Origin of the sequence: Arcobacter denitrificans (SeqCode), from assembly GCF_048571185.1 — a bacterium.
Classification (GTDB): domain Bacteria; phylum Campylobacterota; class Campylobacteria; order Campylobacterales; family Arcobacteraceae; genus Arcobacter; species Arcobacter denitrificans.
In genome coordinates this window covers 332,146-356,677 of the sequence record NZ_CP182350.1, presented here as the reverse complement: position 1 = coordinate 356,677, position 24,532 = coordinate 332,146, and the positions used below count along the sequence as shown (strand labels likewise).

The following is a 24,532-nucleotide window of genomic DNA, read 5'->3' as shown; positions in this document are numbered from 1 at the left end:
TATTTGTGTTTACAAAATATTTGTAAATCATCATAAAAAATATGATGATTTAAGATATTTAAATAAAGAGTGTAAAAAGATTTATTCTAAAGCCAAAAGAATAGAATCAGAAAGCTTATTAAAGTTGTTAAGAGCTTGTTTTTGATTAGCTTGGTGATTTGACTCTACTTCTTGTAAAATTTTAACAGCTTGTGATAAACCAACATTTAAGCAAGAGTTTTTAATATAATGAGCTTTTTGTTTTATCTCTTCATAATTTTCAGTCTCAATAAACTCTTTTAACTCATCTAAATCTTTAAAAATATTACTTTTAAAGTTATCTAAAACCTTTTGACCCATCTCTTCTGGAAAGCCAAGGGTTTTTGCTACTGACTTTGCAGAGAGTTTCTCAAAGGCAGTATCATTTGAAGAAAGAGTTATTTCTTCTTTTATACTCTCTTCTTCTGATTCTACTTTTAAATAAAGACTAAACAACTCTTTTATTTCTAGTACATCAATAGGTTTACTCAAATAATAATCCATCCCTAAGTTTAAGAATTTTTCTTTGTCACCTTTTATTGCATTTGCAGTTAATGCAGATACGGGAACGTGTTTTAAACTGTTTTCTTTCTCATAAGCAATAATTTCTTGGAAAGCACTAATACCATCTAAAACTGGCATATTAATACCCATTAAAATTAAATCATATTCTCTGTTTTGTTTATACATATCTACAGCTTCTTGTCCATTTGAAGCTAGTGAAAAGTCAACGCCAAGCATTTCTAAAAGATACTTAATAAGCTCTTGGTTTGCAGGGTTATCTTCTGCTACAAGAATATTTCCTTTAAATGTAACATCTTTATCTAAATCCTTAAGCTTCTTGTTTTTGGCAGAATTTGTAGAGCAGATTTCCAATGTTAAATCAAACCAGAAGCTAGAACCATTTCCAATTGAACTAGTAACTTCTATTTTAGAATCTAAAGAGTTAATTATATGTGTACAAATACTTAATCCAAGTCCTGTACCTTCATACTGTCTATTTGATTCATTTTCAACTTGGATAAAAGGTTGAAAAATATTTTCTACCTTATCTTCAGGAATACCAATCCCTGAATCTTTTACTAAAAATCTAATTCTAACTCTAGAGTTTTTTCTAGAAATTAATGAAATATTAAAATCAATTTTCCCTAATTCTGGTGTAAATTTAATTGCATTACTAATAAAGTTAGATAAAACTTGTCTAATTCTTGCTCCATCTGTAAATACACAAAGTGGAATTTCATTATCCATATTAAAAGATAAATCTATTTTTTTCTCTTGTGCTCTATTTGTAAAGAGGTCAAAAACATGTTCACCAATATCATTGATATTTGTCTCTTTTAAAGAAATATCAAAATTACCTGATTCTATTTTAGAGATATCTAAAATATCATTGATAATACTAAGTAATGATTTTGCAGAAGTTTCAATAACATTTGCATATTTTGTATTGTTAGTAGAGAGTTCAGAAGATTGAGATAAAATTTGAGAGAATCCAATAATTGAATTAAGTGGTGTTCTTATCTCATGACTCATATTTGCAAGGAAAGTTGATTTTACTTTATCTGCATTTTGTGCTTGAATAAGTGCTTCTCTTAGCGTTTCTGTTCTTTTGTTTATCTCATCTTCTAAGTTGTGATTTATTACTGTTAACTCATTTGTTTTTTCTAAAACCTTCTCTTCTAGGTGATCATTTAATTCATTTTGTGAGTCAATTAACTCTTTAATCTCTGCTGCCATATCATTGAATGATTTTTCTAAGTTACCTATTTCATCATTTGAGGTAACTTTTATTCTATAATCTAACTCTTTATTAGAAAATCTTTTTGTTCCTATTAAAAGATTTTCTATTTTTGATGTAATATAGTTTGACATTCCAATAGCTATTGCAATTATTAATACAATCATTATTATTGTAATAATTGTTAGTTCATTTATTATTGATGATATAAATTTTTGAATTTCTAATTTATTTTCATCAATATTTTCTTTCATTTGAACAGTTTGTTTATCTAATATCTTAGTAACATTTTTTTTGGTTTCATTTGCTGCTGAATGGAACTCATCAACATTTGCACCTATTGTTACAAAGCCAAAACCTCTTTTACTGTTTTTATATTTGCCCGTATAATAAGGAATAGCAGCTGCAGTTGTTAATTTCCAAACTTTACTCCAATAAATAACAAAAGAACCATAACCACCATTTTGTGTCACTTGCATCCACCCTTCACATTGAGGAGCAAAATTTAGATATCTACAATCAAGTGCTATGTTGCCATCATTTACAAGTTGTTTTATATTGGGTTTTTTCTTTAAGCTTTGCTCTTCAAAAATAGGATAAGTTTCTAAGAAATCATTTATTTGTAAATTTGATTCTTCATATTTTTTTGCAACATCGCTACTTAGCCATGGCATAACTTGTTTACCTGTGTTTTTATTATATCCATATATAAAATAATCCCTTGGGTGAGAGATATTTCTTCCCTTGTAATCCCACATAAAAGCATAATTACCATTTCCTGCATCTGAAATATCTTGAGTAGTATTTTCTCCTGTAGGATTTGAAGTGTCCGTAAACTGCATAATATGTTTATGGTCAAGAGCAAGTGAAATATAGGCTATTTTTTTGTTACCTTTGTAAACTGGAGTTATAAATCTTACTATACCTTCAAACTCTTTTCCTAGAGGGTTCTCTTTTCCTGCATATGCATATTTTTCTGGTTCAAATGCAATTTTAGATTTGGCGGCTTTTGCTTTTGTAAATGTTCCTATAATTTTACTTCCAACATACTCTCCAATAACATCAGATACATATATCTCACCTTTTTTTAGGTTTTTAATTTCCTTGAAATAATTCTCAGAGTTTATGTAAGTATTTTTTTTATTTGATATATTTAATAATTTAGAATTTATTTGAGAGATTTTGTATTTTTCTTTTCCTTCTAAGTCAAAATAACTAATTTCTTTGTAAATAGGGATGTTTTTTCGTTTGAAATTTAATGGATTAGTATAATTAAACTCTTTTTCATTGTCAACTAAGCTAGCTTTTTCTTTGTGTTTTTCAAGAATAGGTTTGTTTGAAGTTACCCAGCTATTTGTTGTATCATCATATGTGTATTTGTCATGAATCAAAATATCTTTTGTTTTTGTATTAAAAAACTTTTTTATTACGTCCTGATTTATATTTAGTGTTGACAAAAATAAAATATCTTTGTCCCTTTCATATAAAAAGTTGGAGATATTTTTTGCTATTTCAAAAGACAATCTTTCAAGTGCTACTTGTGATTTTTTATCCAAGTTTTTAATACTATCTTCAATAGAAGCATTTGCTGTATTTAATATAATCTCTTTATTTTCATTGAATAAGAATCTTGTACTTTTATTTAAGTACTCCTCTAGTTTTGTAACACCTTTATATGCAATAAATGAGATTACTAAAAGAGGTATAACCTTAATAATGATAAATAGTAATATCAATTTTACTTTAATTGTAATTTTTTTCAAGCAAACCCTTACTTTTTAAACTTGAGAATTATACCAATAAGGATATGACAATTATATTAAAAAAAATATATATTTTATTGAAAATAATTATCTCATAGAGAGTAGGATTTATGTTTGATTTTATATCCTAATCCTCTACTTTCCTCAATAAAAGAACTTGGTAGTTTTTTCTCTAATTTTCTAATTAAAAATATTAATTCTTCTTTTTTATTTGAAATATTGTCATTCCAAAGTTTATCTACTATTTCAATATAAGTTAAAACTCTATATGGCGTTTTTAATAATAAAGTACAAATTTTTGTTTCATTTTCATTTAAATATATTTGATTATTTTGAAAAAATAGTTTATTTAAATTAAAATCCCAAAAGTAATCTTTTGTATTCATTACAATCCTTTTCAACTAATTATTAAAATTATAAGAAGAAAAAGTATTTGAAAAGTATCAAATTTAGTAAATAATACAAATAACTTTAATTTGTAATTCTATTATTCTTTTAAAATGTATCTAATAGTATCTTCCATTGTTAAAAGAGATGTCTGACCTTACTTTTAGAGCAGAGCAAACAATAGCTGAGGGTGGAACTAGAACTGTATTTAAAATTTTCAAGCTTTTATAAATAGCAAGATTCGGATTGTAAATATTCTTTTAAAATTATATACTTTTAAATACGTAACTTATGTAACAATATATAATTAATAAAAGATGAAAAGATGAAAAAATTAGAAGAAAAAAGTAGATATTATGAAGATATTAAAAAGGCTATTGAATATCTTGATGAAAACTATTTATATCAACCAAAGCTTGGTGAGGTTGCAGCTCATGTAGGTATGAGTAAATATCATTTTTCCAGAATCTTTAAAGAGTATGCTGGTATCTCTGCTTTACAATTTTTGCAAGCAACTACCTTTTCATATGCAAAAAAGAAACTTCAAACTTCTAAGTCCATATTAGATAGCTCAATTGATTTGGGCTTATCAAGTTCAAGTAGAGTTCATGAACTATTTATTAACTTTATTGGGGTAACACCAAAGGAATACAAAAATATGGGTGAAAACCTAGAAATAACATATGGTTTTGGTTTTTCAACCTTTGGAAAAACCATGATTGCTAGTACAAAAAAGGGCATATGTGCTTTAGAGTTTTACGATGAGTCATATGATGAGGTTTTTAATAGACTAAAATTATCATGGAAGAGGGCAAAGTTTATTAAGGATGATAAAAAAGCTCAAGAGTTATTGGACAAAATCTTTATAAATAAAGAAAAAGTAAGCTTATATGCAAAAGGAACAAATTTTCAAATAAATGTATGGAAAGCTATTTTAAATATTCCAAAATCACAAGTTTTAACTTATACAGATATTGCCACTTTTATTGGAAAACCAAAAGCGGTAAGAGCAGTAGCAAGTGCAGTTGGAGCAAATCATATTGGCTTTTTAATTCCTTGTCATAGGGTTATTTCAAAAAGTGCAGCTATGGGAGGATATAGATGGGAAGTAGGGCGTAAAAAAGTGATACTTAGTTTTGAAGAAATGGAAAAATAATTTAGTAAGAAGTATCCCATTGGGTATAGTCTTGTGGGATATCTAATGTTGAAGTATCAACTTCTTTATTTGTATTTGGGTCTATTACGGGGATTGTTTTATTTGTGATTAATTTATCAACTGCCTCTTGGATTGAAGTAAAAGCTCCCAATGAAGTATCATCAAAGATTGGATGATACTTCTTATCCTCACTTTGTCCTATATCAAAAATACCTATGTTTGTAGGATATGAAATTAATACTCTCATTATAAATCCTTTTATTTGTATATAGTAGCATTTTAACGATATTTTCTTTGATTTTTTTTAAGGGGTTTTATTATTTATTTAATATGATATAATATTTAAAAATAATATTTAATGGGTTTTCATGGCAAAAATAATGTTCAAGCTTTTTTTAATTTTATTGCTGTTTACATCTGTTCATTCACAAGATAAAGTGACTTTACAACTTAAATGGTTCCATCAATTTCAGTTTGCAGGATACTATGCTGCAAAAGAGAAGGGCTTTTATAAAGAAGCTGGCTTAGATGTAGAAATAAAACAAAGAGACCTAAAATATAATAATGTCGAAGAAGTAATAAAAGGAAAAGCAGAATATGGAATTGCAGATTCTATATTGATACTTTATAAAGCACACGGTGAACCGGTAGTTTTAGTGTCTCCTATTTTTCAACACTCACCTAGTGCTTTAATATCTTTAAAGAGTAGTGGTATCTCTTCTCCTTATGACTTAAATGGGAAAGATGTACTTTTTTATCCTAATGATACAGATGGTTTTGCAATATTAGCTATACTAAAAAAGTTAAATGTAAAACCAAACTTGATTCGAGAAAGAGAAAAAAATGATTATTTAAAACTTATAAATAAAGAGGTGGATGTTTCTCCTATTTATTTAAGTAATGAGCCTTTTTACTTTAAAGAGAAAAATATAGGCATAAATATTATCAATCCATCTAATTATGGATTTGATTTTTATGGAGATATTCTTTTTACAAATGACAACGAGGTAAAAAATCATCCCAAAAGAGTTCAAAAATTTAAAGAGGCTTCCTTAAAAGGTTGGCAATATGCTTTAGAAAACCAAGAAGAAATAGTTCAGCTAATACATGAAAAATATAATTCTGCAAAATCTATTGAGCATCTGCGTTATGAAGCAAAAGCAATAGAAAAATTAATTTTGAAAGATATTATACCTTTAGGGACAGTTGACAAAGGAAGAATCAGATATATCTCTGATATATATAATGAATATGGTTCAAATATAGAATCCTTTAATATAAATGATTTTATATTTGATGAGTATAAAGAGATAAAATCATCAGTAAACTTAACTCTTGAGGAGAAGAAGTATTTAGAAGAGCATCCAGTTTTACGAGTGCAAAACTTAAGTGCATTTCCCCCATTTAACTTTTATGAAAAAAATGAAGCAACAGGTTATACTGTTGACTACATGAATTTAATAGCAAAAACACTTGGGGTTGAAATAGAGTTTATAAGTGGAAAGAGTTTTAAAGAGTATCTAGAGATGATAAAAAATGATAAGCTTGATATCATACCACATTTAGCTATTAATAAAGAGAGAAGTAAATTCATTGATTATACAAATTTTGAGCATATAAGTTATCAAACAAGTTTAACCATGAGAAAAGGTTTAAATATTAAATCAATAAAGGACTTGCAAAACAAAACAATAGCCGTATTAAATAAATCATTTTTACATACTATTTTAAAAAATAAATTTCCAAGTCAAAAGCTATACTTGGCTTCCTCAACAAAAGATGGTGTTGAAGCTGTATCAAATGGAAAAGCTGATGCAGTGATAGGTAATCTTGCTACTTCAGAGTACTACATCAATAAAAGTTGGCTGAGTAATTTAGAATCAATACAATTAGATAACGAAAAATTTATTCCTTCTGATACTCCTCTTTATATGGCTGTAGCAAAGGATAATGTATTATTAAAATCAATATTAGAAAAAACACATGAAGTAATACCTTATAATAAAGTTTTAGATTTAAGAGAGAAATGGTTGAATGTAAAAGCATCAAACAAAGTAAGATTTACAGATGAACAGTATGCTTATTTAAAAATGAAAAAAAAACTAAAAATGTGTATAGACCCAAACTGGTTACCTTTTGAAAAAATAGAAAATGGTAAACATGTTGGTATGACAGCTGAGTATATAAAACTGTTTCAAGAAGAGTTAGCTATTCCTTTTGAACTTGTTTCTAGTAAAAATTGGTTAGATACTATTAAACTAGCTGAAAATAGAAGTTGTGATTTTGTAACTATTATGATGAATACTAAAAAGCGTCGAGACTATTTTAATTTTACAGAAAACCTTATGAATATGCCTTTAGTTATCTCAACTAAAGCTGATAAGCCTTTTATTAACGATATTTCAAGTGTATTATCCGAAAAACTTGCTATTGTAAAAGGTTTTGCATATTCAGAAATATTAAAGAAGAAATACCCAAATATCAAAATTGTTGAAGTAAAAGATGCAACAGAGGGATTAGAAAAAGTAAATAAAAATGAAGTTTATGGTTTTATTGGAGTTCTTCCTGTTATAGGTTATAACATTCAAGAAAACTTTTCTACAAATCTAAAAATAGCGGGTAAACTAGATACTACTGTTGGTTTTCCAATGGCAACAAGAAATGATGAAGCTATTTTAAATGATATAATTAATAAATTAATAATAAACGTACCTTTAGAGAAAAATAAAGAGATTTTAAATAAATGGCTATCAATTAAGTATGAAGAGAGTATTGATTATAAAACAATATTTTATGTAATTGGTGTATTTTCAATCATACTTTTAATCATCATAATAAAAAACCAAGCTATAGGTAAACTTAACGATAAACTTTCAAAATATCTTCATGTAGTAGATGAAAACGTTTTAACCTCAAGTACAGATATAAAAGGCAATATTGTTTCTGCATCTCAAGCCTTTTGCGATATTAGTGGATATACAAAAGAGGAACTAATAGGCAATAATCATAGGATTATACGACATGAAGATATGCCAAAAGAGTTATTCGTCGAGTTATGGTCAACAATTTCAAGTGGAAAAACATGGAAAGGTGAAATAAAAAATAAAAATAAGAATGGAGATTATTATTGGGTACAAGCTTCAATTTCTCCTATTTTTGATGAGAAGAATAATATAGTAGGTTATACTTCAATTCGTCAAGATATAACAGATAAAAAGAAAATAGAAAAAATATCTATAACAGATGAATTAACAAATTTATACAATAGAAGATATTTTAATGAAGTATTTGAAAATGAGCTAAATCGTGCAAAACGAGATAATCATTTTTTTGCATTGATTATATTAGATATTGATTTTTTCAAACAGTATAATGACTTCTATGGACATCAAAAGGGTGATACTGTATTAAAAAGTGTAGGGAAAGAGTTAATTGATATTTGTAAACGTTCCTCTGATACTGCATTTAGAATAGGTGGAGAAGAGTTTGCAATTATATTTACTCCAAAAGATAAAGAAGATGCCATAAGTTTTGCAAGATTGCTTAATCAAAAAATAGAAGAGTTAAAACTTGAGCATAAGTATAATAAAGCAAGTAGTTATATAACAGCTTCTATTGGACTATATGTAGACTATGGCGATGAAATAGATGCTTCTGAACATATTTATAACTTTGCAGATACAGCTTTATATAAAGCAAAAGAGAGTGGAAGAAATAAATTTGTTTTATATGAGAAAGATTTAAATATATAAAACAAATTTGGATATTAACTTTTTGAAGCTTTTTTAGCTTTTTTATCAGCTCTTTTTTCTTTCATTGATTTTGCAGGTTCTGTTTTAACAGATTTCTGCACATCTTTACCTTTAGCCATACTGTCTCCTTTTTTTGGGTTTATAGGGCAGTATAGCTTAATAATTAAAATATAGTGTTATAAAAAATTAATAGTTTCCTTTAGAAAGTTTTTCTTATAAGAATAGATTGCTTTTTCATTCTATACAATTCATAACTTTCATTAAAAAACTCGTCATATTCTATAATTTCAAACTCTTCATTAAAAAAGCTTTTAAGTTCATCTTTCTTTAATAAGAAGTTAGGATTTGAGGGAGGTTTTTCATTATCTTTATCTTCCATATAAGTTTCTATAAAAAGTATACCACTAGTTTTGAGTGCCTTTGATAGTTTTGAAATTAAATTCCTATCAAGAAAGTTTGTCATAACAATGAGGTCATAACTATTTTTAGGTATTTCATACTCATCTAAATCGACTAACTTAGTACTTATATTTTTAAAGCCTTTTTTATCAAGCTCATCAAGTGCTACTTGTGATATATCTATAGCTTCAACATCAAAACCTTTTGTTGCAAGAAAAATAGAGTTTCTTCCAGCACCACTTGCTACATCAAGAGCTTTTTTACCCTTTACTTTATCTAATATTTCAATTAACTTTTTACTTGGCTCTCTTATTTCAAGTAATGAGGGAGTTTCTTGATATTTTTTATCCCATTTGGTTTTATCTTTTTGTGCCATTTTATGCCTTTTTATTTTCCTAAAATCTTAAAATACTCTTCTCTATCTATCTCTTTTGCACCTAAACTTGCAAGATGGTCATTATACACTTGGCAATCTATTATTTTGATGCCATTCTCTTTTGCTTGCTTGCAAAGATGATAAAAGGCTACTTTTGAAGCATCTTTTTCCAAAGCAAACATACTCTCTCCACAAAAAATATCTCCAATGAGTAAACCATAAAGTCCACCTACAAGTTTTTCATCTAAATAACACTCTATGGAAAAAGCATATTCAAGATGGAAAAGATTTGTATAGGCTTGGATAAACTCATGGCTTATCCAAGTATTATCTTCATGTTTTCTTTTTATATTTGCACATGATTTTATAACATCTTCAAATCTTTCATTTGATTTTACTACAAACCCTTTGTTTTTTATAACTCTTTTTAGGCTTTTTGTTAGTCTAAACTCTTCCGGATACAAAACCATTCTTTTTTTAGGGCTAAACCAGTGTATATAGTTATATTCATCAATATACCAAGGAAAAAGTCCATTTTGATAGGCATTGATTATTCTTTGGGGATGAAAGTCTCCGCCAATGGCAACTAAATCATCTTTCATCATATTTAGAGTTGGAAAATCAAAGTTATTATCATCAAGTAAATAAATCTTTTCTTTATCATCTAATATTTTCATAGTAAAAATGTTATCTCAATTTCACTAAAAATTGTCATCATATGGAGTAAATTTGGATACAATTGCAAAAAAAGGAAAAATTTGAAAAAAACTTTTAAACTTCAAGCAGAAAATAAAAAACCTCAAAGAGTTGTAGAATCAATAAAAAATGAGATAAGAAAATATATTAAAAGAGAACAAAGAAAATCATTATCAACTGACAAACACTTTTGGTTTTTTGATTGTAAGTTTGGAAAAGGGGACGAAACACCAGTTGAAATACCTCTTTCACACGTAATCAAGTCTATTGACTTATCAGCAGCTGATAATTGTGAGACTTTTTATTTAGAAATAATTGCAAGAGAAGAATTGAAAAAAGAAAAAGAGAAAAAGCAAACTTTAGATGAGATTAGTCAAGAAGAATCAGATGAAATCCAAGAGATAAAAGAAGAGGATATTTAATTATCCTCTTTTTAGGATTATTTCTCCTAGATTTCTATTTATAGTTTTTGCTACTACATTACATTTTACTTTAAATAAGAAAAATATTTTTTCATCATTGTGTGATTCTAAGCACTCAAAATTACCCATACCTTTTGATAATACCAATGGCGTTTTATCAAATAGTTCCATGAACTCTTTTGAGGCTCTACTTTTATCAAGTCCTGGTGTATCAACTCCTGAACTAATAACTTCACAATATTTATCAATGCCACTTTGCAAAGCTTCTTTTGTAGTGATATCGTTTATTATAGCTTTTCCTCTTGTGGCATAAGATATTTGTATATTTGGATATAGGCTAACTATTGTTTTTACTAAAACTTTATCAAATACATTCTCTCCTGCATTATCAGCTAAGATAATCAAAGAGTTGCTTTTTTCTAATTTTTCTTTAAATATCTTATAATCATTTATTGAAAAATCTGTTTCAAATATGCTATTTATCTCTTCATCTAAAGAAAACTCTTTTGTTGTAGCAAAATCGATGACATTTCCTGCAACTGCTGCTTTTATTGCAGTGAAAAGTTTATCTTCACTTGAAGCAATCTTTTCTTCAATAAGTGGCAGATAGCTTGTCGCTTTTTTTATAGACTCTTGTTTTAAAGCTTCAAGTGGATCTTTTAGATTTGTTTTAAAACCAAGATATTCATAAACATCTTTTGCCACAAAAGGGGGCGATTTTTCAAAGTCAAAATCTAAAGCTCTTTTTTCTACTTCACTATTAATCTCATTTGCTAATGTTTCATCAAGTTCAAGTAATTTGGTTGCTTTATCTATTTGTCCTACTATGCACTCTACACAATCTTTTGTTATATTCATTTCTTCACTTTTATGTTTTTTTTATTATAGAAAATATTTCTTTATCTTTGATTATTTTCCTTGCTTTAATTAATAATTATCCAACTTTAGCTATTATTCTAGGACAAAAAAAGGGTATATACTCTTTTATTTAGGATTTTATGTGGGTTTTTTTAAATTAAAAAAAAATAATACAAATGTTAAAACTGAGTTTACAGCTGGGTTAACGACATTTTTGACGATGATGTATATTGTTCCAGTTAATGGATTTATACTTTCAGATGCAGGGCTACCTATGGATGCTGTTATAACTGCAACGGCACTAATTACTATTTTAGCAACACTATTTTCAGGTATTTGGTCAAATACTCCTATTGCCATGAGTGTTGGGATGGGATTAAATGCCTATTTCTCTTATGGTTTAGTTTTAGGTATGAATATACCTTGGCAAACAGCCTTAGGTATTGTATTTATTTCAGGTTTACTTTTTGTAGCTTTATCTTTTACTAATTTTAGAGTTTGGATTATGACTTCTATTCCTATGAATCTTAGACGTGCAATTAGTGCAGGTATTGGTACCTTTATTGCTTTTATTGGTCTAAAACAAATGGGTATGATAGTTGATGATCCTGCTACATTAGTTGCTTTGGGTGATTTTACAAAAGATACAGTTATGTTAGGTACTTTTGGTTTGATTTTAACTTTTGTACTATTTTCTTATAAATTAAAGGGTGCTTTTATATTTTCAATACTTATTACTTCAATAATTGCATGGTTTTTTGGTATAGGAGAAGCGCCAAAAGAGTTGTTTTCAACTCCTGCTTCAATAGCACCAATATATTTGAAACTTGATATTGCAAGTGCAATCAGTTTGTCACTTTTACCAGTTATTATTACCTTTTTAATAACAGATATGTTTGATACTCTAGGAACTTTAACAGGTGTAGGTTCTCGTGCCAATCTTTTTCAAGAAAATAATAAGGAAGATAAATCTTTACAAAAAACACTTGAAGCTGATGCAATTGGATCAGTTGGAGGAAGTTTATTAGGTGTATCTACTACAACTTCATTTATTGAGAGTGCATCAGGAGTAGAACAAGGTGGTAGAACAGGATTAACAGCTGTATTTACAGCCTTACTTTTTATAACAACACTTTTTATGTTGCCTCTTTTTAAATCAATCCCTTCAAACGCTATTTATCCAATTTTGGTGGTTGTTGGTATTTTGATGTTTAGTGAACTAGGTAAAATAAACTTTGAAAAAGTAGATTTTGCTACTGCTTCAGCGTCGTTTTTTATAGTGTTACTTATGCCTTTGACTTTTTCTATTACAAATGGAATTGCAGCAGGGTTTATAGTTTTTACTATAATAAAATTGGTGAAAAATGAGAGAAAAGATTTAAATTTAGGAATCTTTCTTTTAACATTTATTTCATTATTAGTTTTTATATTAAGAGGTTAGAAATTGCAAGAAAAATATTATTATGGTTATGAAGAATTTAAAGAAGATACTCAAGTTTTAGCAGATAAGTGTAGGGATTATGAGCCTGATATTTTATTGGGAGTTGCACGAGGTGGATTAACTTTGTCACATCTTATGGGACAAGCTTTAAATATGAGAAATGTATTTACAATCAATTCCATACATTATGAGGGTGAGTTAAAACTAGATACTTTCAACATCTTTAATATACCTGACTTGTCACATGCAAAAAGGGTTTTAGTTATTGATGATATAGTTGATAGTGGTGAAACTATGAGAGAGATTCTAAAGCTTTTAAATGAGAAGTTTCCAAATACACAGTTTAAATTAGCTACTATATTTTATAAGCCAACAGCTTGTATCAAGGCTGATTATAGTGTGAAAATTGCCAACAAATGGATTGAGTTTTTTTGGGAAGTTGATGTTAAATAATATATTTAGTATATATATTATATATATTTAGTATATATCTAGTATAATTTATTATTATTATTATTAAAATAGGAGAATATATGACATTTATAGATTTTAAGAAACTTCTTTTGGATGCAGAGTTAACAATTCCAAAGTTTACAGCACTAATAAAAGTTAGTGAAAAAAATATTCAAGCATACAAGAAGAAAAAAGAAGTTCCAAATGCTATAGCTGTAGTTGCTGCATGTTTTGCAAAGATGAATCAAGACGGTGTCGATTTTAAAGAGATTATAGATGAACTTGATTTAAAGAAAAAAGAGAAAAAAGGTGCAGGTTTTTCTGCCAAGAAATAATTTTAGATTTTTAAATTAATTTTTTTTCGATATACTTCCAAGAAATTGGGGGAGTATATATGTTAGTTACAAAAAATACAAAAAACTTTTTAGTTATTGGCTCATTTATGATGGCAGTTGTTATTGCTATTGGTGCTTTTGGTGCACATGGATTAAAGGCTACAACTGATGAGTATATGATGGCAATATTTAATACAGGTGTTCAATACCACTTTTACAATACACTAGGTCTTTTTGCAATAGCTCTAATCACTCACTTTCTACCAGAGACTAAACAAATAGTGGTATCTGGATATCTACTTATTTTAGGTACTTTGATTTTTTCTTGTTCTTTATATTTGTTAGTTATTTTAAAAGTTTCATGGTTGGGTGCAATAACTCCATTTGGTGGAACACTTATGATTATTTCGTGGATGGTTATTGGGTTTACAGTACTTAACGAACTGAAAATTAAAGAATAAAAGAGATAAATAGAGTCTCTTAACAATTATTACATATAAATTTTATATAATGTATAAATAATTATTAAAAATAGGAGAAAATATGGCAGTAAAAGAACATGGATTTGATATTTCTGCAAAGTTAGATATGCAAGAACTAAAAAATGCAGTTATTCAATCACAAAAAGAGATAGAAAATAGATATGACTTTAAAGGTTTAAAAGCAGAAATAGATTTTAATCAAGGTGCTAAAACTATAACTTTAATATCTTCTAGTGATAATAAAGTTGATGCTATGTATGATATTTTGATTTCAAAAATGAATAAAAGAGGCTTATCTATTAATTCACTTGATGAAGCAAAAAAAGATGATAGTTCAGGTGGAAACAGAAAGTATGTTTATGCAATAGTTGATTCAATCAAACAAGATGAAGCAAAACAAATCCAAACAGAGATAAAAAACCTTAAACTAAAAGTAAAAGCTGTAAACCAAGGTGATGAGATAAGAGTTACTGGAAAAAATATTGATGACTTGCAAACTATCATGAAACATTTAAAATCATTGGACTTTAAATCACCACTAGTTTTTGATAACTTCAAATAAAACTCAAGGAATATCATGAAAGTTTTACTTTTAGAAGATGACCCAGCTTTAAGTGATATTTTAAATGATTATTTAAATCATAAAGGCTATGAAGTAACTTTGTGTACTCAAGGTGAAGATGCTTTGGAAAACCTGATTGAAAGTGTATATGATTTTGCAATATTAGATGTAAATACACCAAGCATGTCAGGACTTGATGTTTTAAAGCATGTTAGAGATGATTATAAGAGTCGAACTCCAATTATAATCATAACTGCCTATCAAGATACAAAACATCTAAAAACTGCCTTTGAACTAGGAAGTGACGACTATATTAAAAAGCCTTTTGATTTAGAAGAATTAGAACAGAGGATAAATAGACTTTGTAGATACTTTTCTTTAGGTACAAAAGATGAAATAAAGATTGATAATAGTATCTCTTTTATCCCCCATGAGTGTATAGTTTTACTAGATGAAAAAAAAGTTCATATAGCTCAAAAAGAAAGAGATATATTAAAGTATTTTGTCAATCATTCCAATAGGGTGATTTCTTCAGAAGAGTTATTACAAAATATTTGGCAATATGATGAACAACCAACTGATGCTACTATTAGGGTTTATATAAAAAATCTTAGAGAAATACTAGGAAAAGAAAAAATAGAAACCATAAGAGGAATAGGGTACAAGTTTGAACAAAAATGAAAAAAAAGCCCTATATAGTTTTCTTTTTATTTATATAGGTTCAACAGTTCTTATCCTTTCTATTTTATTATTATCTTATTATCAAAAAGAGACTGATATGGTTGATCGTCAGTGTTCAATTGAGATGATAAGTGCAGCAAACAAAATAAAAGCAGATATCCTCAATGCTGAAATGGAACATAAAACTTTTATTCCTAAAGAATTAAAAAATGAAAACCTAAAGTATGGACTTTTTGATAAAGATGGAAATACTATCTATTCAAAACTTGAAAATAGTAATATAAATTTAAATGATGAAGCATCACATAACTCAACCCACTCCTTTCATGTATCTCAGTTAGAAAAACAACACCATGAAAAAATCAAAATCAAATATATTGTAATAGAGACAAATCAAGCAATTAGTGAAATAAAAAAACTGAAAATTTATATTATATTGATTCTTCTTTTAAGTACTATTTTTATTGGTTTTATTGGCTATTTACTTGCAAAGCTATTGTTAAAACCTGTAAGAGAAAAAGTGGAGCATATGGATAAGTTTATAAAAGATTCAGCACACGAATTAAATACTCCAATTGCCGTTTTGATGACCTCTACTTCAACATTAAAGCAAGGTAGAAACCCTCAAAAGATGTTGAAGTATATAGTTAGCAGTGCAAAACAAATTTCTCAATTATATAATGATATGCACTATAGTGCTTTTAGTAAACAAGATACTTTTTTAGATGTTAATATTGATTTTAATGAATTGATTAATGAGAGTGTTGAGTTTTTCCAAGATATTGCTATTACAAAAGGTATTAAGATATATGAAGAACTAGATGAGTGTAATATTTTTATGGACAAAACAAAAACACAAAAAATAGTGAATAATCTTATTTCAAATGCCATTAAATATTCAAATAGAGATTCTAAAATAATCGTAAGACTAAAGAAAGGTATTTTTTCTGTTCAAGACTTTGGTATTGGTATTGAAGAAAAAGAGAAAAAAGAGATTTTTAAAAGATATAAAAGAGGCAAAAATTTTGAAGGTGGCTTTGGCATTGGCTTAGATATTGTAAATGAAGTATGCAAAGAGTATAACCTAAAATTAACGCTAGAGTCACATGTAGATAAAGGCTCTGTTTTTTACATAGATTTTGGCTCTGTTTTAAAGTAATTATTGCATTAAATCTGGAATTTTTATTTCAAACTCTAAACCTAAATAACTGTTGTCTTTTAAATAAAGGTAAGCATTTTTAGCTGTTATTGTACCTTTTAAATGTCTTCCAATGATTTCCTGACACATATAAAGCCCAATACCAGTTCCTAGTTTTTGGTCTTTTGTTGTAAAATATGGCTCAAAAATTCGCTCTAAAATATCTTCTGATGCACCTTTTCCAGAGTCTAGGATTTTTAATACTAGTAAATCATTTTCTTTATATGATTGTATACGTATATACCTATTATCTTTGTTTTTTATTTCTGAAAGTATATCAATTGAGTTGTTTAAAATGTTTATCAAGACTTGGATTAGTTCATTTTCATAACTTGTTACTTTTACAGGAACAAGCTCTTTTATGATTTTTATATTTTCACTCTCTACTCTTGAGTCTATTAGTTTAAGTGCTAAATTCAGTACATTTTCTATTGAAAAACTGTTTTTTTCTTTAACAGTAGCAAAATAATTCCTAAAATCATCAATTGTATTTGAAAGATATTGAGCATTGAGATTAATGCTTTCAAATGCTTCATTCTCTATATTTGATGTATCAATTCCATATTTTTTTTTCATCAAAATACCTGTAGCATAGGTTGATATGACAGATAAGGGTTGTCTCCATTGATGGGCAATATTTTCTAACATTTCTCCCATCATTGCCTGTTTTGTTTTATGCATGAGGATTTGTTCTTTTTCTATCTTTTCTTCTTCAAATCTCTTTTTTTCTAAATAGTTGTTATGGTTTTCAACAGCAATTCCAGTTATATTTGCAATATCTTCTATAAGTTTTATATCAAATTCTGTGGGCTCTTTTGGAATACTATAATAAATAGCAAAAGAACCCAGTACTTCATTTGATGAAGAAAAAAATGGCTGAGACCAACATGCTTGAAGGTTTACCTTTGCAGCTAAGTTTTTTGCATATTTCCAGTTTTCATGGCTTTGTATATCTTTGACAATAACCCTTTTTTTTAAAAAAACTGCCGCACCACAAGAACCAACCTTTGCTCCTATTTTCATGCCATTTAGTTTTTCATTGTAAAAATCAGGCAAAGACGGAGCAGCCCCTTTTATTAGTTTTTGTTTGCTTTCATCTAAAAGTAAAATAGAACAAATCATATTGTCATTTCTTTTTTCAACAGATTTAATAATTTCATCTAAGATAAACTCAATTGGCTTAGCTGTTGCAATATATTTTAGTAGATTTTTATGATCATCATATAAAACTGAATATTTTTTAAACTCTGTAATATTTCTTCGTATGATTTTTATATAGGGTTCTTTGTCAGTTTTTTTGATTAAAACTCTTTTTATCTTGAAATAAAATACCTCTTTGTTTAATTCAATTGTCTCATCTAAAATCTGTTTTGAATTGTTTGATAAGTGGAGTTGTTTGAAAAAATCACTCTCTTTTTTTCCTAAAACATCTTCAATGTTTTTATTGATAAATTTGAGAAAAGCAGAGTTTGCCTTAATTATATTGTTGTCTAAATCAACTTTTATAGTTAAGTTTTTAAATAAGTTAAAAGTGCTTTTTCCCATCTATTTTATCTCCAATAACTAGAATCTTATTTTTAACTCTAAAATAGAATTATCATCTTCAATAAGTTTTGAATTAACAGAGTTTTTGCCCTGAGCTAAATTGCCTTGAATAGTTTGTAATACATGCCAAAACTTTTCATTAAAAGGAATAGTTATATCTTTTATTTTGTGCTCTTTTATTAAATCAGAAATGATTTCAATAATATGCATATAGTAGATTTTATTTATTGCCCTTTGAACTCTATATTCATGCATGATTTCCAAATTGTTTTTTAGGGCTTTTAGTTCTAAGTCACTTAAAAGAGGATGAGAGTCTTTAACATTTTCAATCTCGTTTTTTAAGTAAATTTCATAAGAGTTTACCTCTTTTTCAATACTCTTTTTTAGTTCAGGTTTATACTTTATAATTGTATTTTCTACCTCTTTTTCTGATAACTTTGAAAAATTAGGATCATATTTATAAATTTTGCCTTTTATATATTCGTGATTGAGTGCATGTAAAATCTCTATTGCATTTTGGATATATACATATTTGTCTTCTTTCCCATCTTTAAAACTTACACCATGTTCTGAAATCATAGGTTTGGGTCCTACATATTTTAATTGCATTTTTGACCTTATTATTTGAACTTTTAAGTATTTTACTATATGTTTACTTTCTTTAAATAATTTTTGAATAAAATATGAAAATATAAAGGCTATTTTATGAAAAATATTATAAAAGATTTTAAAATATCGCAGCTAAATAATACTAAATTTGTGCATCCTGTAAAAATTACATATAATCAAAATGGTGTAGATAAAGCATGGGAAGCAGTTAAAAGTTTTGATTCTGTATCTGTCTTACTTTACAATGTAAATAAAAATGCATTTTTATTAGTAAAACAATTTCGACCACCTGTTTATTTAAATGACAAGTCAAATCTATGCACCTATGAACTTTGTGCAGGTATTATAGATAAAGATATATCTTTAGAAATGATTGTAAAAGAAGAGATTGATGAAGAGTGTGGATATGATGTACCTTTAGAGAATATAGAAAAAATCACCTCTTTTTATACAAATGTAGGAGTTAGTGGAGCAAAACAACACCTATACTATGCCAAGATAGATGATAGTATGAAAAGCCATGATGGTGGTGGAATTCATGATGAACAAATTGAAACTATGTATTTGCCTATTGACAAATATAAAGAGTTTATTTATGATGAAAATAAAGCGAAAACACCAGGGTTGATGTTTTCGTTTATGTGGTTTATTGAAAAGAAATTATCTAAATAATTTTAGAAAATATAGATTAACCAGCTATTTCTTATTGTAAAGTAATATTTAAAAAAATAGTTCAGCATTATCTTTCTAAAACTTTAGCTAATTGCAGTTTGTTACTAACAATCTCTTGTGCAGCAGGAAGTTCTTTTTTATCAATATTTGTAAGTGTAGTGTCAAGTTTTTTTAATAACTCTGCTCTTATTTTTACATCAGCAGTGTTATTGATTTTATAAACTAATTGACTAACATCAGATACTCCTGATGCAAATAAACTTGTTGTTCCCACAATTGCTAAGATAGCTAATTTTTTACCTAATTTCATTTTTATATCTCCTTGATTTTTTATGTGTGGAAGTATATAAATAAAGTGTAAGTTAACTATTAGTTCAAATTTATTTAATCAAAGCTTCTTTTTAAATAAAAAATTTGTATTGATGTTTAATAAATATTCTATTATAATATAAGCCTTATTAGTGGAGTTTATAGGGATATTAGAGTTTTATATTCCATTATGATTATTAAATATTTCCCCATATAAATCTAATAGTAATAAGAAATAAGTAAAAATATAAATATGAACACTGTTTTATTATAAAAGGAAAAATATAGATGAATAAACTATTGCATGTATGTTTTATTATAGGACTTTCAATAACTCTAATTGGCTGTAGTATAAGTGATTTTTCTATAGGTGAAAAAAAGAGCGAGCCTAAAAAAGAGATTATAAGAGATAAAAATTGTAATAAATATAAAAAAGCTATGGATTATGCTTCTATATATATACAAGAAGAGTTTGAAAAGGGATACTTTTCAAAAAAAGATATAGTAGGAGCAAAAGCACAGCTCTTTTTAATTGAAAGTGGTTCTCCAACTATTTTTGCAAAAAATATAAATGCAGCAAAAGATTCTTATGATTCTAATTATAACTTGTCAAAAAAAGGTAATTGTAATTTAAAAAGCTTTTATGTACACCCTTTAGTAAAATTAAAAAATAGTATAGAAACTTTAGAAAAGCAAAAGGCTAAGTAGTGAGATTAAAAAGTTTAATAATTCTTTTTATTTTTTTAATGATAGTGCAATTATCTGCTAAAGAAAAAGTTGTAGAAACTCTTTTAGAAAAAGTTAATCAAGCTTCAACACCCAAAGAAAAGAAGCAATTAATAGAAAAATTAAAAGTAGCCTTAGCCAAAAAAAACAAAAAAGCTAGAGAAGAAGCAAATGCTATAATAAAAGCAAAACAGAAAGTGCCAATTAAACTTTTTAGTGATAAAGCACTTGCAAAATGAATAAAAAAATAAAAATCTTACTTTTAGAAGATGATACAATTTTAGCCCAAACTATGGTGCAAATTTTAGAACAAGAAAACTATGATGTTACCTTAGTATCTGATGGAGAGGAAGTTTTAGAATATACCTATGATAATAAATATGACCTTTATTTATTTGACATAAATGTTCCTTTGCTTGATGGAATGGAGACCTTAAAACTTCTACGTCAATCAGATGATAATACACCTACTTTTTTTATCACAGCTCTTATTGATATAAAATCTACCCTAAAGGGTTTTGACTATGGATGTGATGATTATATAAAAAAACCTTTTGATTTAGATGAGTTATTAGCTCGTATTCAAGCAACATTAAAACGAAAAAATCCTGTTCTCCAATACAAAAACATCATCTTTGATTTATTGGAAAGTAGGGTGTTAAAAGATGATATTGAAGTAGCTTTGGGAAGTGTAGAAAAAGAAGTTTTTGCACTTCTTATACGAAATATTGGTATGACTGTTAACAAATCCACTTTTTTTGATTATATGAATAAACCAAGTGAACCAGCACTTCGTGTTTTAATTAGTAAATTAAAAAAGCTTTTAGATTTAGATATCTCAAACATAAAAGGTGTAGGATATAAACTTGAAAAACTATGAAAAAAAGTCTTTAATCACTACTATTTCTCTTTTTTTTATCCCCCTTTTTATACTTGCTAGTATAGTTTTATATATGTATCACAGTGACAAAGTTAAAGATATAGAACAAAATATTTTATATCAAATGAAAGATTATACTTTTGATTTTAAAGGTGATACTTTTACCCTTGATATTGTTGAAGATAATAAAGATAAAAAACTTTTTAAAATCTATCATTGCAAAGAGGGACTTTGTGCATATTTTCAAATACCCTCAACCGGTCCATATCTTTTAAAAGTGATTTATGATAAAAAGAAGTATGAAGAAGTTTATTATGATTTTTTAGTAAATATTTTTAAATTTTCTATTGTTATTTTTATCTTTTTGCTTTTTATTTCTGTTGGGTTTGCCCTATATTCTTTAAGACCAATGAAAGAAGCTCTTCATCTTTTGGAAGACTTTTTAAAAGATTTAATTCATGATTTAAATACCCCTGCAACTTCTATTTTATTGAACTCAAAATTATTAAAAAGACGTGGGGATTTTGAGGAGACTGAAAGAATAGAGTTAAGTGCAAAAACTATATCTTCTCTTTATAAAAACCTTGAACTAATAACTCCTAGAGAAATATCAAAAAGTGAAGAAATATCTCTTAGTAATTTAGTAGATGAAAAGATTGAAATTTTACAAAAGTTATATCCAAAAATTCAATTTAATAAAAATATACAAAATATGTTTGTAAAAAGTAATAAAAACGCAATAGAACGTATTATTGATAATTTATTAACAAATGCTTGTAAATATAATAAAAAAAATGGGCAAGTAAATATTAGTGCAAGTGGACAAAAATTAATTATTGAAGATAGTGGTATTGGCATCAAAAATGTAAAAAAAGTATTTCAACGTTATTATAAAGAGAATGATACAGGACTTGGTATTGGTATGAGTATAGTAAAACAGCTTTGTGATATTCTAGATATTGATATTTGTATAAATAGCGTAGTTGATAAGGGTACAAAAGTAGAACTTACTTTTAATTGAGTATAAATCATCTTCGAGGAGTAAAAGATGACTTATACTACTTAAATAAATTTAAATAATTTTATGTTTTTATTAATAGTTTGCTGAGTATTTACAAAGTTGTCTTCTAACTTTTCATCAAGTTCTTTTAACAACAAATTCTTTTCTTTTACAGAGTGGGTTATTTTTATTTTTTTTACTAACAACTCAATATCATATTTTATTTTAGAAGCAAGTACTCCTGATAAAGTTAAAATTGTAAAAAAAGTTATTTTTATAAGTAACTTCATTTTCACTCCATTTTGAAAAGATGTGAAATTATATAAAGAAAGTGTTAGTTAAGTGTAAGTTTTATCTTGAAAGGCTAATTCCAAAGCTTATTCGATTTACTTCTTCATTATAATCAATTAAGCTATCCCCATAACCACTTGATAATTGCACATATCCAAAAGTATTTTTTGAGTTCAGTAAAGGGAAAGTCCAGCTAAGTTCTGCAAAGCCTTTATTTGAGTCATCAAATTTTAGATTATTTCTAAGTAATAATTTAAAGGTATGTTTTTTATATGGCAAATCGAAAGTCAAATCCCCATATCCTAGGTAGTCTTCTATATCTGGATTATCATCATTTTGTCCATCTGGTATTCTATACCAAATTCTTGGGCTAAAAAATAGGCTTGAAAATTGAAAATAGCTTTGGGCATATAATCGATTCCACGATCTAGATTTGGCTTGGGCTTGTCCATTTGATTCATGTAAAAATCCAAACTTTAAGGCTTTTAAAGAAGTTTTGTCTTTTTTGCCATATGGAATCATAACAAAAACTTCAGGCTTATAATTTGTCTCTCTAAAAGGTGATGATTCAGAATATAATTGCCACCATGATTTTTGAGTATATCCAAAGTTTATACTCTCATTTAAACCAAAGAAATTATAAGAAATAGGCTTTTTAACACTTATTTGAAATAGTGTTTCAAAATCTTTTCTTCCATCATCTAGTTTTGAACTATATGAAAAAGGTAGAAGATAGTTTTGATTGTATGGATATAGGTCAAAAGAAGAGGCTAAGATTTGAGATAAAGTGTTTCTTGTCTCCTTATCTTCTATTGTATCTAGAACTTTTTTTGTAGCTTTTACTTCTGCTTCTTTATCTTCATTTACAAAAATAATTTTATCATTTGTTTCAGACTTTGCTATTTGTTTGTATATTAGCATGGCCTCTTTATACTTGTGTTCATCTTCAAATTTTTTAGCTTTTGTATAGAGTTCATCCAAGTTCTCATTTGCAAATATTGCAGAGATTAAAAAAACAGATAGTAGAAGTTGCTTCATTTACCCAAGCCTTAAATAAGTTGGGTCAATATTAGCATAAAAAGTAAAATAAAACTATAAAATGATATAATCGCCACAATTAAAGAAAAAGGTATTTTTATGTTAGTTGCTCCTTCGATACTATCAGCTGATTTTGGGAAATTGAATGAAGAGATTACTGCAATCTGTGATGGTGGCTGTGATTTGATTCATGTGGACGTTATGGATGGTCATTTTGTGCCAAATATGACACTTGGACCTGTTGTTGTAAATCCTGTTGCTAAAATAGCAACAAAACCTCTTGATGTACATTTGATGGTAGAAAACAATACTTTTTTCGTAGATTTGTTTGCACCTTTAAAGCCTGAATATATTTCATTTCATATTGAAAGTGAAAAACACCCCCATAGACTTATTCAAAAAATAAGAGATTATGGAATAAAACCAGCGATTGTTTTAAATCCACACTCAACTCCTGAGTCAATCGAATACTTATTAGAAGATTTAGATATGGTTTTACTAATGTCTGTAAATCCTGGTTTTGGTGGACAAAAGTTTATTAAAAGTGTTATTGAGAAAAGCAAAAAACTAAAAGAACTTATAAATAAAAGAAATCCAAACTGTCTTATTCAAGTAGATGGTGGAGTAAATGATAAAAATATTCATGAACTTAAAGCTGCAGGAGTAGATGTTGTTGTTGCAGGTTCTTTTGTCTTCTCTCAAGATGACTATTCAAAAGCTATAAAAAGTCTTCAGGTATAAA

27 protein-coding genes are annotated in these 24,532 nt (G+C 27.3%); 16 read left to right on the top strand and 11 right to left on the bottom strand.

Translation table 11 applies throughout. From position 1 onward, the window contains the following. Window positions 1–81 precede the first annotated feature (81 nt). On the bottom strand, window positions 82–3,522 hold the full coding sequence (locus tag ACNI28_RS01885; protein ID WP_419765180.1) for an ATP-binding protein: 3,441 nt from the start codon (window positions 3,520–3,522) through the stop codon (window positions 82–84). A 92-nt stretch (window positions 3,523–3,614) separates the two neighbouring features. Next, on the bottom strand, window positions 3,615–3,908 hold the full coding sequence (locus tag ACNI28_RS01880; protein ID WP_419765179.1) for a winged helix-turn-helix domain-containing protein: 294 nt from the start codon (window positions 3,906–3,908) through the stop codon (window positions 3,615–3,617). 326 nt (window positions 3,909–4,234) lie between these two features. Between ACNI28_RS01880 and ACNI28_RS01875 the strand changes: the two genes are divergently transcribed. Beyond that, window positions 4,235–5,065, top strand: coding sequence for a methylated-DNA--[protein]-cysteine S-methyltransferase (locus ACNI28_RS01875; protein WP_419765178.1), 831 nt, complete (start codon window positions 4,235–4,237; stop codon window positions 5,063–5,065). A 1-nt stretch (window position 5,066) separates the two neighbouring features. On the opposite strand, the gene ACNI28_RS01870 is transcribed toward ACNI28_RS01875, so the two are convergent. Then, window positions 5,067–5,312 carry a hypothetical protein gene (locus ACNI28_RS01870; protein WP_419765177.1) on the bottom strand — a complete coding sequence of 82 codons (246 nt, stop codon included), beginning with the start codon at window positions 5,310–5,312 and terminating at the stop codon, window positions 5,067–5,069. A gap of 121 nt (window positions 5,313–5,433) precedes the next feature. Between ACNI28_RS01870 and ACNI28_RS01865 the strand changes: the two genes are divergently transcribed. Further along, on the top strand, window positions 5,434–8,817 hold the full coding sequence (locus ACNI28_RS01865) for an ABC transporter substrate-binding protein (protein WP_419765176.1): 3,384 nt from the start codon (window positions 5,434–5,436) through the stop codon (window positions 8,815–8,817). 199 nt (window positions 8,818–9,016) lie between these two features. Here ACNI28_RS01865 and ACNI28_RS01860 read toward each other — a convergent pair whose 3' ends face one another. Continuing rightward, window positions 9,017–9,592, bottom strand: a complete 576-nt coding sequence (locus tag ACNI28_RS01860; RefSeq protein ID WP_419765175.1) for a methyltransferase domain-containing protein — start codon at window positions 9,590–9,592, stop codon at window positions 9,017–9,019. 11 nt (window positions 9,593–9,603) lie between these two features. After that, window positions 9,604–10,269: a leucyl/phenylalanyl-tRNA--protein transferase gene (aat, locus tag ACNI28_RS01855; RefSeq protein WP_419765173.1), complete on the bottom strand. Its 666-nt coding sequence runs from the start codon at window positions 10,267–10,269 to the stop codon at window positions 9,604–9,606. A gap of 81 nt (window positions 10,270–10,350) precedes the next feature. On the opposite strand from aat, the gene ACNI28_RS01850 reads away from it, so the two are divergent. Beyond that, window positions 10,351–10,710, top strand: coding sequence for a DUF6172 family protein (locus tag ACNI28_RS01850; protein WP_419765171.1), 360 nt, complete (start codon window positions 10,351–10,353; stop codon window positions 10,708–10,710). Here ACNI28_RS01850 and ACNI28_RS01845 read toward each other — a convergent pair whose 3' ends face one another. Then, window positions 10,711–11,568, bottom strand: a complete 858-nt coding sequence (locus ACNI28_RS01845) for a damage-control phosphatase ARMT1 family protein (RefSeq protein ID WP_419765170.1) — start codon at window positions 11,566–11,568, stop codon at window positions 10,711–10,713. Between the two features lie 142 nt (window positions 11,569–11,710). Between ACNI28_RS01845 and ACNI28_RS01840 the strand changes: the two genes are divergently transcribed. The 7 genes from ACNI28_RS01840 to ACNI28_RS01810 all read left to right on the top strand — a co-directional run bounded on the left by ACNI28_RS01840 (window position 11,711) and on the right by ACNI28_RS01810 (window position 16,681). Beyond that, window positions 11,711–13,009, top strand: coding sequence for an NCS2 family permease (locus ACNI28_RS01840; RefSeq protein WP_419765169.1), 1,299 nt, complete (start codon window positions 11,711–11,713; stop codon window positions 13,007–13,009). Between the two features lie 3 nt (window positions 13,010–13,012). Next, on the top strand, window positions 13,013–13,462 hold the full coding sequence (locus tag ACNI28_RS01835; RefSeq protein ID WP_419765168.1) for a phosphoribosyltransferase: 450 nt from the start codon (window positions 13,013–13,015) through the stop codon (window positions 13,460–13,462). Window positions 13,463–13,542: 80 nt separating this feature from the next. Then, on the top strand, window positions 13,543–13,797 hold the full coding sequence (locus ACNI28_RS01830) for a hypothetical protein (RefSeq protein ID WP_419765167.1): 255 nt from the start codon (window positions 13,543–13,545) through the stop codon (window positions 13,795–13,797). 59 nt (window positions 13,798–13,856) lie between these two features. After that, window positions 13,857–14,258, top strand: a complete 402-nt coding sequence (locus tag ACNI28_RS01825; protein ID WP_419765166.1) for a DUF423 domain-containing protein — start codon at window positions 13,857–13,859, stop codon at window positions 14,256–14,258. A gap of 82 nt (window positions 14,259–14,340) precedes the next feature. Then, on the top strand, window positions 14,341–14,841 hold the full coding sequence (locus tag ACNI28_RS01820) for a YajQ family cyclic di-GMP-binding protein (protein WP_298753297.1): 501 nt from the start codon (window positions 14,341–14,343) through the stop codon (window positions 14,839–14,841). Window positions 14,842–14,856: 15 nt separating this feature from the next. Next, complete coding sequence (locus ACNI28_RS01815) at window positions 14,857–15,522, top strand: response regulator transcription factor (RefSeq protein ID WP_419765165.1); 666 nt, start codon at window positions 14,857–14,859, stop codon at window positions 15,520–15,522. Continuing rightward, a complete protein-coding gene (locus ACNI28_RS01810) occupies window positions 15,509–16,681 on the top strand; it encodes a sensor histidine kinase (RefSeq protein ID WP_419765164.1) in 1,173 nt (390 codons plus the stop codon). Before ACNI28_RS01815 ends, ACNI28_RS01810 begins: the two co-directional genes overlap by 14 nt. Here ACNI28_RS01810 and ACNI28_RS01805 read toward each other — a convergent pair whose 3' ends face one another. Both ACNI28_RS01805 and ACNI28_RS01800 read right to left on the bottom strand, forming a co-directional pair. Then, complete coding sequence (locus tag ACNI28_RS01805; protein ID WP_419765163.1) at window positions 16,682–18,265, bottom strand: PAS domain-containing sensor histidine kinase; 1,584 nt, start codon at window positions 18,263–18,265, stop codon at window positions 16,682–16,684. Between the two features lie 18 nt (window positions 18,266–18,283). Further along, the gene (locus ACNI28_RS01800) at window positions 18,284–18,874 is read right to left on the bottom strand and encodes a hypothetical protein (protein ID WP_419765162.1); all 591 of its coding nucleotides are present in this window, start codon (window positions 18,872–18,874) and stop codon (window positions 18,284–18,286) included. Window positions 18,875–18,970: 96 nt separating this feature from the next. On the opposite strand from ACNI28_RS01800, the gene ACNI28_RS01795 reads away from it, so the two are divergent. Further along, window positions 18,971–19,546 (top strand): NUDIX hydrolase, encoded by a 576-nt coding sequence (locus ACNI28_RS01795; protein ID WP_419765161.1) that lies wholly within the window; start codon window positions 18,971–18,973, stop codon window positions 19,544–19,546. 67 nt (window positions 19,547–19,613) lie between these two features. Here the strand turns inward: ACNI28_RS01795 and ACNI28_RS01790 are convergent, their stop codons facing one another. After that, complete coding sequence (locus ACNI28_RS01790; protein WP_419765160.1) at window positions 19,614–19,856, bottom strand: hypothetical protein; 243 nt, start codon at window positions 19,854–19,856, stop codon at window positions 19,614–19,616. Between the two features lie 287 nt (window positions 19,857–20,143). On the opposite strand from ACNI28_RS01790, the gene ACNI28_RS01785 reads away from it, so the two are divergent. Genes ACNI28_RS01785 through ACNI28_RS01770 form a run of 4 tightly spaced genes read left to right on the top strand, consistent with a single transcriptional unit; the run spans window position 20,144 to window position 22,482 of the window. Continuing rightward, window positions 20,144–20,563: a hypothetical protein gene (locus ACNI28_RS01785; protein ID WP_419765159.1), complete on the top strand. Its 420-nt coding sequence runs from the start codon at window positions 20,144–20,146 to the stop codon at window positions 20,561–20,563. Beyond that, window positions 20,563–20,820 carry a hypothetical protein gene (locus tag ACNI28_RS01780; protein ID WP_419765158.1) on the top strand — a complete coding sequence of 86 codons (258 nt, stop codon included), beginning with the start codon at window positions 20,563–20,565 and terminating at the stop codon, window positions 20,818–20,820. Before ACNI28_RS01785 ends, ACNI28_RS01780 begins: the two co-directional genes overlap by 1 nt. Beyond that, window positions 20,817–21,461 carry a response regulator transcription factor gene (locus ACNI28_RS01775; protein ID WP_419765157.1) on the top strand — a complete coding sequence of 215 codons (645 nt, stop codon included), beginning with the start codon at window positions 20,817–20,819 and terminating at the stop codon, window positions 21,459–21,461. Before ACNI28_RS01780 ends, ACNI28_RS01775 begins: the two co-directional genes overlap by 4 nt. Beyond that, entirely contained in the window at window positions 21,448–22,482 is a 1,035-nt protein-coding gene (locus ACNI28_RS01770) for a sensor histidine kinase (protein WP_419765155.1), read from the top strand. The genes ACNI28_RS01775 and ACNI28_RS01770 overlap by 14 nt, the downstream gene beginning before the upstream one ends. A gap of 41 nt (window positions 22,483–22,523) precedes the next feature. Here ACNI28_RS01770 and ACNI28_RS01765 read toward each other — a convergent pair whose 3' ends face one another. Both ACNI28_RS01765 and ACNI28_RS01760 read right to left on the bottom strand, forming a co-directional pair. Then, complete coding sequence (locus ACNI28_RS01765) at window positions 22,524–22,751, bottom strand: hypothetical protein (protein ID WP_419765154.1); 228 nt, start codon at window positions 22,749–22,751, stop codon at window positions 22,524–22,526. Between the two features lie 61 nt (window positions 22,752–22,812). Continuing rightward, window positions 22,813–23,790, bottom strand: coding sequence for a phospholipase A (locus ACNI28_RS01760; protein WP_419765153.1), 978 nt, complete (start codon window positions 23,788–23,790; stop codon window positions 22,813–22,815). Between the two features lie 99 nt (window positions 23,791–23,889). Here ACNI28_RS01760 and rpe point away from each other — a divergent pair, with 99 nt between their 5' ends. Continuing rightward, entirely contained in the window at window positions 23,890–24,531 is a 642-nt protein-coding gene (gene rpe, locus ACNI28_RS01755) for a ribulose-phosphate 3-epimerase (RefSeq protein ID WP_419765151.1), read from the top strand. Window position 24,532: the final 1 nt, after the last annotated feature.